At 37.2% G+C, this 12,656-nt stretch carries 10 protein-coding genes; 1 reads left to right on the top strand and 9 read right to left on the bottom strand.

What is annotated here, in order from left to right:
* Window positions 1–38: 38 nt before the first annotated feature.
* The 5 genes from thrS to CC204_RS17565 all read right to left on the bottom strand — a co-directional run bounded on the left by thrS (window position 39) and on the right by CC204_RS17565 (window position 5,958).
* Entirely contained in the window at window positions 39–1,979 is a 1,941-nt protein-coding gene (thrS, locus tag CC204_RS17590; RefSeq protein ID WP_088271359.1) for a threonine--tRNA ligase, read from the bottom strand.
* A 372-nt stretch (window positions 1,980–2,351) separates the two neighbouring features.
* Complete coding sequence (locus CC204_RS17580; RefSeq protein WP_002356318.1) at window positions 2,352–2,531, bottom strand: 2-hydroxymuconate tautomerase; 180 nt, start codon at window positions 2,529–2,531, stop codon at window positions 2,352–2,354.
* 20 nt (window positions 2,532–2,551) lie between these two features.
* Window positions 2,552–3,145, bottom strand: coding sequence for a class I SAM-dependent methyltransferase (locus tag CC204_RS17575; protein WP_088271358.1), 594 nt, complete (start codon window positions 3,143–3,145; stop codon window positions 2,552–2,554).
* Window positions 3,146–3,210: 65 nt separating this feature from the next.
* Complete coding sequence (locus CC204_RS17570) at window positions 3,211–4,683, bottom strand: L,D-transpeptidase family protein (RefSeq protein WP_088271357.1); 1,473 nt, start codon at window positions 4,681–4,683, stop codon at window positions 3,211–3,213.
* A gap of 405 nt (window positions 4,684–5,088) precedes the next feature.
* Window positions 5,089–5,958 carry an aminoglycoside 6-adenylyltransferase gene (locus CC204_RS17565; RefSeq protein WP_088271356.1) on the bottom strand — a complete coding sequence of 290 codons (870 nt, stop codon included), beginning with the start codon at window positions 5,956–5,958 and terminating at the stop codon, window positions 5,089–5,091.
* A gap of 179 nt (window positions 5,959–6,137) precedes the next feature.
* Between CC204_RS17565 and CC204_RS17560 the strand changes: the two genes are divergently transcribed.
* Window positions 6,138–6,698 (top strand): YdcF family protein, encoded by a 561-nt coding sequence (locus tag CC204_RS17560; RefSeq protein ID WP_227011194.1) that lies wholly within the window; start codon window positions 6,138–6,140, stop codon window positions 6,696–6,698.
* Window positions 6,699–6,973: 275 nt separating this feature from the next.
* On the opposite strand, the gene CC204_RS17555 is transcribed toward CC204_RS17560, so the two are convergent.
* The 4 genes from CC204_RS17555 to CC204_RS17540 all read right to left on the bottom strand — a co-directional run bounded on the left by CC204_RS17555 (window position 6,974) and on the right by CC204_RS17540 (window position 12,622).
* Entirely contained in the window at window positions 6,974–8,071 is a 1,098-nt protein-coding gene (locus tag CC204_RS17555; protein WP_227011193.1) for a WxLIP family cell surface protein, read from the bottom strand.
* Window positions 8,072–8,241: 170 nt separating this feature from the next.
* Window positions 8,242–8,955, bottom strand: coding sequence for a WxL domain-containing protein (locus CC204_RS17550; protein ID WP_373285353.1), 714 nt, complete (start codon window positions 8,953–8,955; stop codon window positions 8,242–8,244).
* 87 nt (window positions 8,956–9,042) lie between these two features.
* Complete coding sequence (locus tag CC204_RS21575; RefSeq protein ID WP_373285354.1) at window positions 9,043–11,283, bottom strand: hypothetical protein; 2,241 nt, start codon at window positions 11,281–11,283, stop codon at window positions 9,043–9,045.
* A 619-nt stretch (window positions 11,284–11,902) separates the two neighbouring features.
* Window positions 11,903–12,622 (bottom strand): YebC/PmpR family DNA-binding transcriptional regulator, encoded by a 720-nt coding sequence (locus CC204_RS17540; RefSeq protein WP_088271353.1) that lies wholly within the window; start codon window positions 12,620–12,622, stop codon window positions 11,903–11,905.
* Window positions 12,623–12,656: the final 34 nt, after the last annotated feature.

Raw genomic sequence — 12,656 nt, 5'->3', positions numbered from 1 at the left:
AATTCACCCTCACACTGTTTCTCTAATCAAAACTTTGTTTATCTTCTGCTGTAGTTCGCTACATCTGCAACCATGCTATCTACAAAGATATTTAGATCCATGACATCCGTCTCTTTACTACCATAACGGCGGATATTGACAGTTGCATCATCCATTTCCTTATCCCCGACAACAACTTGATAAGGAATCTTCTGTGTTTGAGAAGCCCGAATCTTATAGCCCATTTTTTCATTGCGATCATCTACTTCAACACGTAAGCCTTGTTCTTGTAGACGTTTTTTCACTTCATAAGCGTAATCAGAATGTGCTTCTACAGAAACTGGAATAATTGTCGCTTGGATCGGTGACAACCAAGTCGGGAAAGCCCCTTTATAAACCTCTGTTAAATAAGCAACAAAACGTTCCATTGTCGATACGATCCCACGGTGGATAACGACAGGACGATGATTATTTTCGCCATCTTCACCTACATAAGTTAGATCAAAACGTTCTGGTAATAAGAAGTCCAATTGGATAGTTGATAGCGTTTCTTCCATGCCTAAAGCAGTTTTCACTTGAACATCTAATTTAGGTCCATAAAAGGCTGCTTCGCCTTCCGCTTCAAAGTAATCCAGCTCCATTTCATCCATAGCGGCTTTCAGCATTTCCTGCGCTTTTTCCCACATTGCATCATCATCAAAATATTTATCTGTATTATTCGGATCACGATAGCTTAAACGGAAACGATAGTCGTCGATATTAAAGTCTTTATACACCGCTACCATAAGCTCTAATGTACGTTTGAATTCCTCTTTGATTTGATCTGGGCGAACAAATGTATGACCATCATTCAAAGTCATTTCACGTACACGTTGTAAACCAGATAGGGCGCCTGATTTTTCATAACGGTGCATCATACCAAGTTCAGCAATTCGAATCGGTAACTCACGGTAACTGTGGATATCATTTTTGTAGACCATCATATGATGTGGGCAGTTCATCGGACGAAGAACAAGCATTTCGCCATCACCCATGTCCATTGGCGGGAACATATCTTCATGGTAATGATCCCAGTGTCCAGATGTTTTATATAAATTGACATCTGCCATAATCGGTGTATACACATGTTGATAACCTAAGCTGATTTCTTTATCAGTGATATAACGTTCGATCGTACGACGAATCGTTGCTCCTTTTGGCAACCAAAATGGCAGTCCTGAACCAACTTCTTGAGAGATCATGAACAAATCAAGCTCTTTCCCCAATTTACGGTGGTCACGTTCTTTCGCTTCTTCACGCATTTTGATAAATTCTTTTAATTCCTTTTTATCAAAAAATGCTGTTCCATAAATCCGCTGCATCATTTGATTATCAGAATTCCCTCTCCAGTAAGCACCGGCTACAGATAATAGCTGGAAGACTTGAATTCTGCCAGTTGATGGTACATGAACGCCGCGGCATAAATCAACAAAATCACCTTGGTCATACACTGTGATTTCTTCATCTGCAGGTAAATCAGTGATCAACTCAACTTTGTATGGATCATCTGCAAATAATTCAAGCGCTTCTTCTTTTGTGACTACTTTGCGGACGATCGGGTTATTTTCTTTCACGATTTTCATCATTTCAGCTTCGATCGCTGGCAAATCTTCTGCCGTTACAGCATTTTCACCATTGTCAGTGTCATAATAAAAACCGGAATCGATTGCAGGACCTACGCCAAATTTGATTTTGGGAAATAAACGACGCAACGCATTGGCCATTAAGTGAGCCGTCGAATGACGTAAAATTCCTAACGCATCTTCATGGTCAGGTGTGACGATTTCAAGGCTTCCGTCTTCTTCGATAGGACGAGTTAAATCGATTAAGCTTCCGTTTAATTTCCCTGCTAAAGCTTTTTTAGCTAAACTATTGCTGATACTTTTGGCGATATCCAGAGTAGATGAGCCAGACTCAAATTCTTTGACTGCTCCATCTGGAAATGTAATATTGATTGACATTTTTGTTTCCTCCTTAAGAATGTTTATGATTGAAAAGATTTTACACTGGAATCCTTTTTTAGACTTTTTTGTTGAAACAAAAAAAATCCTAGTATCTGAAAAAATCAGATACTAGGACGAAAAATTCGTGGTTCCACCTATTGTTTAAACACAGCAAATAGCCATGTTCCTCAAGCGTGTTAACGGTACGACCGCCCTTGTTTCGACAAAGGTTGGAAAAAGTGGTCATTCCTTGTGCTGGTCTGGAAAATTTTCAGCCGAGATTTTCCTCTCTAGTAGACTGCCTGCAAGTTCAGTTGTCTTTCTCATCAATCATTTATGAATTAATTTAAACACTTCTTCATATAAAAAGCAAGCATTAATTCAAACAGATTATTTCTTCCACTCGCCGCCTTGAGCATAACGGTCTTTTTTTAACTCATTGACAATCACATGAATATTTTCTTTCGGTGCCCCAGCATTTTTTGAAACGGCTTCTGTAATGTCTTTGACCATATTCGTCAGTTGCTCTTCTGTGCGCCCTTCAATTAGTTCTACATGTACAAATGGCATAATTTTTCCTCTTTTCTTTTTTATTTTTCAGCACGAAGAACAAACATCGATGCATCTTGGCGCATAAATAGTTCTTCTCCATGATAAAAAGTGTTACTTTGGATCGATTGATAACCGATCGTTTCAAGCATAGCTTTCAGCTTATTTTGATCAAAACCGCTGTGAACTTTCTCGTGCCTAGCCTTTTCATTCGTATCAAAATCAACGATCAATAGATAGCCTTTAGGATTTAACACTTGATATAGCGCTTCTAGTATTTCTTTTGTATCTGGAATATGCAGCAGAACCAGTGAGACAATGATGATATCTGCTGTTATTTCCGGAATATGCTCTTTAGAGAAATGGTCGATCATTGCCTTAGTATTTTTAAGTGCCATACTCTCTACTTTTTGTTCGACAATCGTGATCATCTCTTTGGATGGATCTATCAGAGTCACTTTTTCAAATCGATCTGCTAATGGAAGGCCGATTAAGCCAGTACCACAGCCATAATCCAAAAGCGTTTTTTCATTTGTTTCTCCTAAAGAATTTTCAAGTTCATTCAAAATAATTTGAGCTAATTCTAACTGCTTTGGTGAATCATAATGTGAAGCAATTCGATCAAATACACTCACCGTTCTTTCTCCTCCGTTCCTATACTAGTGAAAAAGAAGCCCATAAAGGACTTCTTTTTAATTTCTTAAGCTGGTTCACCATAATCAACTGGTTTATCAAATTCTCCAGGTGCATCATCATAAATATGTCCATAAATGATAACAGGCATTCCTGCATATGCACCGTTAAAGATTTGAGCAACAGCATCTCCTGGCGTGTTGATACATCCATTACTTCCGAAGTTTGTTTTATAGGCTTCTTTGTTCCCAAAATATTCAGCCTTGTAATCAGCATCATGAATACCGATTTGTGTGACCACACCACCATAGCTCATCAGCGGCATCCAATATTTTACTGGTACACTATAATCTGATCCATCCAGCATTTCACCTTCCAGTTTTGTATCGGTATCTTTATACAAAATCGTATGGAAGCCAGGAACAGTTGCCGTTCCTTTATTGTAACGGCCAGTGATCACATCTGTTTCAACCACTTTAGCACCATTTTTGAAGAAGTACATTTTTTGATCATTTAAATCGATCTCAACATAGTCTTTATTGACTGTTGTTGATTGCGTGACATCTCCATCGATCGGCACAGTGATTTCTTCAGTTTCTTTTTCACTATTGATTGCCTGAACAATCAAATCTCTTGTTTGCGGCATATTGATATCCCAGCCGTAGCTGCCGTTATTTTTGTATTTCGTTGTTACACCATGAACGTTTGTAAAAATGATTGGTTTGAAGATCGAACCATATTTTTGATTGGTTTGTTCTACCCAGGCGTAGACTTTGTTCGGATCAACATCACCTGATTCGTTTATGAATGATTGCAATTCTTCTTTAGTCAGTGTTAATTTTTCGCCATTGATATCTAAAGTGATCGATTTGTTTTCTTTTTTAGATAGTACTGCTAGTTTATCCTGCAGTCCTTTATCCTCTTTAGTCACAGCTGGTTTTTGATAGAAGTCTTTCACATCATAAACATATGTGCCTTTATTCGCGTCAACGTCTTTCAAAACTTGAGCGATCAAAGCTTCTTTATCAACGGTTGTTCCAAGCTGCTCTGGCACGATTTGATATGTCCCATCAACTTTTTCGACCTTAGCATCTTGACTTGGCGTTCCTTCTGCGAACGCAAGTGCACCCAACTTATTTTTCAGCTCTGTCTTATAATCCTCATTGATTGGCAGTTTGATAGAACGATCACTGATGCTTTGCTTCAAATATTCTTCTGTGATCTCGTACTTCTCAGGCAGCTCGATCGTTTCTTCCTTACCATCAGCTTTGATAACTACTGGCTCAGACTTGTTCAATTCCTCTAGTTTCTTCTTCGCATCCTTGACATTCAAGAACCCGATATCTACGCCATTCGCTTTAGCAGTGATGAAAAAATGAGATTGAAAATAAAAGAGACCAACCGTAAATACTAACGATAAACTGATCAGTAAGCCGACAATAGGTACTAACCAACGGTTCTTTTTCTTATTTGAATGATTGTTCTTTTGAGGGGCTCTTGCATTCTTAGCTGAGCGGCTGACTGTTTCTTCATTTTCCATTGAGCGATCTTCCTTTTTTATGATTTGTATGCTTACTTTGATTCAATACGTTTTCCTAATTAAAGCAGCCGAAAGGAAGGAATACTTCCTTTAATTGTTTAAAATATCTCACGAATATAAAATAAGTAGCTTTATTCGATTAGTGTAGTTAAAATTCTGACAATCTTCAATTAATTTGCTTATATATGAGAAAAAATCTATTTTATATGTATAAATGCTTAATTTTACTTTTTTTCAAATACAAAGGAAATCGTATGTATCAAAATTTGATACAGTGCACTTATCATTCTACCACACATTGAGTCTAGGAAAAAAGCCTATTTGCCAATAACTTCCACTAATTTCTAATTTATTTACGAATAATTTAAGTAAAATAGACTGCTAATGTTCTTTTATCCTTCTATTCTATTTGTACTGCCTATTTTCTCCTATTACGTAGTGTTTTTTTGTATAAGCGATTACTTTTTCTGCTTGAATATGGTCATAAAGAAAATGATTCATTCGAGAAAAGGTTCGTGCAAGAGAACTGAATGTTTTTTGTTGTAAAATCAGAGATTCCCATAACTGTTCACCATTTGACATTCTCATCGTTTTTAACAAACACTCATTATTCTTATCCGATAAGTAATTAGGCAAATATTTATAGTTTTTTCCGACGCTGATCATATAGTCATTCTCTGCACCTACTTGCCAGCTTAACAATCGTAAAAGCTCTTTGCGGCAATTCTCATACAGAGGATCAGCAGCATATAGCAATTCATTTCGACACAACCCTTTGACTACATAAGTGCTCACCCACCAAAATTCATTGCAGCAATCTAAAAATTCTTCTTGCGTTGGCTTTTTGATCCAGTAATCTTGATCTGTAGCTTTAGATAATACAGGCAACAACTGTTCTTTATCCAATAAGATCTCAGCTAAACGGTCCCCTTCATTCCAATCGTTTGCCTGTTCTTTTGGACACAGAGTCAAATCGATCCGGTTTCCATCTTCAAAAAGCATTAAGTATGTAAACCGTCCATTTTCAGTTGGCGGAAACAACGTCATGGCTTCCGGTGTTTGCATAATCAAACGCGTACCAAAACGATCGATCCACTGTTGATCTTCTAAAAATGGTTCAACATCATCAACGATATAAACGATATCAAAGTCTTGAAATGAGTCTTTTGGTACCCGCTGATTTGTCCTTGAACCATTCATCCCAACAGCCAGAATTCGGGCATCCTCTTTTGCGGTATCTAAAATCAAGCGAAACATTTCCTGCTCTGTTCTCATGTCTCTCTCTCCTTTCATTTAACTCCTATATAGTGTACTATAAACCTCTACTGATAGTATGCTTTTCTAAAAAAAGTTAAAAATAGTTTAAATAAAATAAATTGCCGACCACTACTTTCGTTTATCTACTAAACTGAATAATGAAAGGTTGTGAAAAGGTGAAAAGGATTAAACAAATCATGATGATAATAATTGGTATTGGCGTACTATACACTGCTGTTATTCTAGCAATGATTTTTAGCGGAACAAAGGATCAGCCCATAAAAGATCCTGATACTGTCTTGATTTTAGGCGCACAAGTCAAAGGCTCTTCAAAAGATAATGCCTATCCAAGTACTGTATTAAAAGAACGACTTGATGCCGCGGTTCCTTATCTAAAGGACCATCCAGAAGCAACCGTTATCGTTTGCGGCGGACAAGGTGCTGATGAACCTGATAGTGAAGCGAATGTCATGGCAGAGTATTTAAGAGTTAAAGGCATTCCAGACACGCAAATTTTAAGGGAGGATACTTCCACCCGTACAAAAGAAAATATTCAGAATGCACAAAAGAAACAGTCCCTTGGCAAAACAGTCATCGTGACTAGTGATTTTCATATGTACCGCTCTAAATTATTAGCAAAACGCTTAGGAATTTCTTCTATTAGCGGACTCCCATCAGTTTCAAGATCCTCGGCAAAAGTCAAAACTTATATTAGAGAGATCTGTGCCTTAGGCTATGGTCTGATTTTTGATCATTGATTGTGATTAAAAAGTAATACTATTTCTTCTTCATCTAATTTATCTTGGACTTCAAAAGATAAATTAGATGAAGTTTTTTAGTGAAAAGAAATCAAATAAAAAATAGCCCACCCTCGGGGAAGGGTGGGAAAGGAGTTAAAAATGAAAAAGTGTTTTGTTAGGGTTGTTTGTTTGGTATGAATCTATAATACTGCTTAATTGTGAAGAAATTGTGATGATTATACTTGCATTCTGTTACTATTATTTAACTATTTTAAGTTATGCGAGATATTTATCTATTTCGCTTTTTTATTTAATTGCTCAAGATTCTTTTTCAACGCATCATATTTTTCTTGCTGTACTTGCTGTGTTTTTTTCATTTTTCGTCTGAAATAGTAAATGATTCCTATAATAACTGCAAGAATTCCAATTCCTAAGCTGATTATGATTGCCCACGGGACTTGTTTCTTTGGTTCAGGAGGCAAATTTATTGCCGTTGTGTTGTATTTTTTTGCTTCTTTTTCTTTTATGTCAAATTTTCGTTCCCAAGACCAATCTTTATACCCATCATTCGCTTTGATTTTTACTATATAATTCCCTGCTACAAAGGGTTGTTCTTTCAAATCGATTCGATAATTGAAATTGGTATTAGGAGCCATTGTTAGTGTTTCTTGATGATTTTCATAACGAGGTTTTTTTTCATTCTCATAATAGAGTTTCGCATCTATTTGCAGCTTTTTGACCATTGCTGATTGTTTATTTTGAATGTTCATCGTCACATTATTATTACCATTGAATTGACTTGCCTTCACTTCGTTCAACGCTAACTCTGGTCTTACTTCCTGATCAGTTTCACTAAGTAAAACCCCGACGACATAAGAAAAACGATTCCCAACAGCCACTGCTTCATTTTTATTCGATTCTTCTGTCTCCTCTTTCTTTTGTTCAAAATATAATCCGCCTAAAACATAACCATCAAATGATTGTTCTGGCATTGTAATAACACATTCTATCGTTTTTTTTGATTTTTTTGGCAAAACAATTTCTTCCGGCATTTGCGCTATTTCACTAAACGTTATACTAGCAGAAGGATCTTTTTTCGTCTTCTTATGAGAGTAATCAGCAATTCCATTATCATTAGTTATTGCTGAATTAGCAGAAGCGATGATCTTAATATCCCGATCTGTATCATTAGTCAATTCGATACTGAGTGTTTGTTTTTGTTCTGGCGTTACTCTTAAATCAAAATAACTGACATCCTGACTTCGTTGATTTTCGGGCAAAATAGCTCTTACAGAAAAATCCATTTCATTTGCATAAACATTATGTCCAGCAACACAAGAAATAAAGAATAAAATGAGTGCGAAACCTTTTTTTAATCTACTTTTAGTCATCATAAAAACTCCTTTTTAACCCCTGTATTTTATGTAACTGTAAGAAGGAAGTCACAGCTTTCTCCAACACTCTACCTTCCGATAAAAGGTGAGACAAAAGCATCGCCTTTGGAAATGGACTCAATACTTTTGTCTCCGCCTCTTTTCATAAATCACTAAACTCTTTTTTTCTATAACGGCGTATCATCTAAAATCCAAGTCAGCGTTGTTTTATATTGGCTTGAAGCAACTTTTTTCGTTGCAGTAGGAACGGTCAATTGAACCCCTTGTGATGCCGTAGCACCAGTACCAAAGGCTAAGGTCCACGTGCCCATACCAGTTGAAGCTGCAGCCGTTGCCACTCGAGAAGTTGAAGCCCCTGTTGGGTCCAAAATTACTGGTACTGAAACTGGAGCTAAAGCGATCAACTGAGTTGAATTTGGTGTAGCCGCTAAGAAACTTAAAACAGCATTATCTAAAACAGCTGGCGTTGCCCCACTTGTTGCAAACTGTGCATCTTGTTTCACAGATAATTTCCATCCTAGATTCAATCCTCGTTTATCTGTTACCTGAGCATAGTTCGGTACACTGATAAGATTGCCAGCACCATTTTGCACTTGGTCCTGTTGTGCATAATATGTCGCACTGCCCGGTTTGATTGTCTCTGTACCAAAATGAATGTTAGAAACATAGTCGATACTTAATGGTCCCGCTGTTCCAGGCTGATGAGGGTCTGCCGGATTTGGCGTGACAGGTTGTGTCGGATCTGTCGGATTCACAGGTGACGTCGTTGAATTGTCTAAAGCAAACGTAATGTCTGCATTTGATTTGATAGTAGCAACCTGAGCAGCATCAGCAACATTTCCACCAAAAAAGCTTAAAGAGATGACTAGTGCAGTAAACATGCCTGAGATAAAGAATACCTTTTTCATTTTTACTTCCTTCTTTCATTTTTTTATTTTAGCTTCTTATTTTAAAGAAGTTAAACCAATTTAAATTGGTGTGTCCGATAAAATCCACTGTAATTCAGCCTTATAAGACTCATTCACGTTGATATTGATGTCTGGTCCAATTTTTAAAAACAAACCATTCTGCTGATTCCACGGAATTTCTACATTACTATCATCAGAAGCGGTATAAGCATATACTTCTGATGCAAGTGTAGTGATTGGATAATCAATGCCATTTTTTCGATACGCAAATGCTTGATTGACTGTTTTACTTGTTGTTGTTGAATGCATTGCCAAGCTTTCTCTTACAAGCAAGTGCCATTGGCTTTTTGTCACACGACCATCAGCAATGATCAAAGATGAATTTATATTACTCGGGCTGTAAGCAGTTCTTTTACTTGGCACAGGTATTTTAGTAAATGAAATTTGGGTAGGCGACTGAACAAACCTTAACGCGCCATTTTTAACAGAAGTAGACGTGGTACTATTTTGTGTAGGAATTGCTGTTCCTCCACCGTCATTTCCATTGATCGTATCAGTAAAGGTAAGAGTTTGCCCCGCTATACCTTCTGCTACAACTCCTGTATATTGCAAAGTAAAACTAGTATTTGCCTCAACAAAATTATTTGCAGTCAATGTGTTTTGATAATACCAATATTGCGTATTTGAATTCGTATCTGTCAAAAGCTGAACACCTAATACAGGCGTGGAAATACTCGCTGCAGATGTTTTTGTCAATGTCGCTGCACTGAGTTGGGTCAAGCCTGCCGGAATAGACGATTTTAATTGCTGATTCATCCAGGTAGCTGGCTGATTCGTTAAGGTAGTCGTTACGGTATAGCGAACCATTTGACCAGTAACAACGAACGGGGCTGCTTCCCAATTTCCTTGCTTATTACTACGTTCTATTTTTTGTACGATTGATATTTGCGGCACTGGATACGGCACCGTTCGTATAAAGTCACTGCTTGCCAATAAAGAAGAACCTGTTCGAGTACTGATTCCTTGAATCCAAACCTTGACAGATTCTCCACCTTGAAAAGTTGGCAAATTAGAAAATAAGAAACTGCCATTCGCATTTAAAGAAGTTGTATAAATTGTACCGCTGTTGATTTGCAGCTTGACTTGATAACTACCTAATGCTGTTTGAACTGCCGTTCCTGATAATTGGTTCGCTCCGCCGACAACTGTGACCGCGCTGACTGGATTGATCGTCCAATTGACGGTTCGAAGTGCTGATGCCGCACTTTGAATATAATCTGTATTTGTTTTGGATCGGGCATAAACGATCGAAGACAATGTATCACCATATTCAAGCGCGGACGGTAGTGTTGCATTAAAATTTCCCGAGCTATCTACGGGTATATTATTGACGATGATCGGAGTGGTCGTTCCATCCGTATGATTGATCGTCAGTTGCACCGTGTAATTATAGCCGCTGGCTTGTGTCTGCTGAATATTACCAGTCACAGCTGTCTGAAGATGAGAAAGCGCATTCACACTAGCCGGTGTCACACGAGGAACTGGATACGTTCCTAATACTAATTGAGATTTGTTGATCGATCCTGTTTTAGTGTTGTTTCCAATAATGATACTGATTGCTCCTAGACCTGTCCCAACGTCTGTAAACGTTCCTCGAATTGGATAGCTTCCCCCAGTTGCAGCGGGAATTGAAATGCCACGTTTATACATTGCTCCAACATCAAAGGATAGAGAAACAGACCATTTGGTTCCAGGAAGCAAGACCAATGAACTCGTTGGAAATGTTACGTAGACCGAATTGTAAACAGTACTATACGATAGACTTACCGCATTGGCAGTGCTATGAATATCTTGATTTGTTGTTCCAGGATAACTGACAGTCCCTGTAAGTAAGGCTAAAAAGTCTTGCTGCTTTGTTACATCATTGTTTATTTGACCCGCGATCTCAGACGGCAATTGTATAGCAATTATCGGTTTATCGTTGATCGCTAATCCTAAAACTGTGATGCTATACTCATATGAAATAGTAACAATATCTTGACCATATGAACCGTTTGCTAAAGAAGAGCTGAGCGTACTGTTTCCAATAGACACAGTCCGAGGATCTGGCGTTGCATATTCTTTGACTTCATCTGATTCCGTTTTACTTTCTAAGGTCACCGAACTTGTAGTATCCGTTGTTTCATCTGCCTGATTCGTTGATTGCGCAGACACTTCGGTAGACGTTTCGGTAGATGATTCAGTCGGTATCGCCTCTTCAGTTGAGGTAGTTTGAAACGTAGATTGCCATTCATCAGCAATTGCCCGAACAGAGTCACCAACAACAAATAACACTAGAACACATAAAAAGAACACTGCTCCTACTCTTTTCAACTTCCTCTCCCCCTTAAACTTGGTACTTCAATCGCATTTTATTATACATATGATTTTTTCTTATTCATACAATCGATACTTTTAAATAGATTTTATACTGCAAAAATAATAAAGTAAAATAATTGAAACAGAAATTGTATAATAATTTGCATTAATAACGGTCTCTATTTTTATTTATTTTATTCTTTCGCTTTAGCTTAGATTATTTATTCATCCGTCGTTATAATTTAGAAGCTTCAAAAAGAATAAGTAGAATTATTTTATTCTGATTTTCACTTTTAAAACTTCTCAATTACTGCTCATTAAATAACTGAATATTAAAAAAAAGTCATAAATACGTTTTTATCTTATTTAAATTCTCAAAAATTTCTGTAAAATACTAAATATTTGAGAATTTAGAAAGGAAATGATATTATACTAGTGTTCTTAGTTTTTCATATTGTGTTTCCCTTCATATAGTGTGTGTATGAAGGGTTTTTTTTGTTCTGATTTCATTTTTACACAAAAAAAAGAACCCTTATAAGCTAAGGATTCTTGAGAAACGCTATTAATCGTCTAAATCAACATTATGGTACACTTTTTGAACATCATCTAAGTCTTCCAAAACATCGATCATTTTTTCAAATTTTTCTAAATCTTCTCCAGATAATTCTACATCATTTTGTGCAATCATTTCTAGTTCAGATACTGAAAATTCTTCAATTCCTTTTTCCTTCAATGCTTCCTGCACAGTGTGGAAATCTTCTGGTTCAGTATATACAATGATTTGACCGTCTTCTTCTGTCACATCACGAACATCGATTTCTTTTTCCATTAAATATTCAAGAATATCATCTGCATCATCACCAGCAAAACCGATCACACCTGTGTGATCGAACATATAAGCAACAGCGCCGCTGACACCCATATTTCCGCCATTTTTACCAAAAGCTGCACGTACGTCAGATGCCGTACGATTTACATTATTTGTTAAGGCATCGACGATCACCATTGATCCATTTGGCCCAAATCCTTCATAACGTAATTCAGAATACTGTTCATCGCCTGAACCTTTTGCTTTTTCGATTGCTCGGTCAATAATATGTTTTGGTACATTATATGTTTTTGCGCGCTCGATAACAAACCGCAATTTTTGGTTTGCTTGAGGGTCAGGATCACCCGATTTCGCTGCTACGTAAATCTCAATTCCGAATTTTGCATAAACTCGGCTGTTATTCGCGTCTTTGGCAGCTTTTTTCTCTTTAATATTTGCCCACTTACGACCCATATTCTCACTTCGCTTTCATTCATTATAGTTTTTG

The organism is Enterococcus wangshanyuanii, from assembly GCF_002197645.1.
Classification (GTDB): domain Bacteria; phylum Bacillota; class Bacilli; order Lactobacillales; family Enterococcaceae; genus Enterococcus_L; species Enterococcus_L wangshanyuanii.
This window is presented reverse-complemented; position numbering and strand designations above follow the sequence as displayed.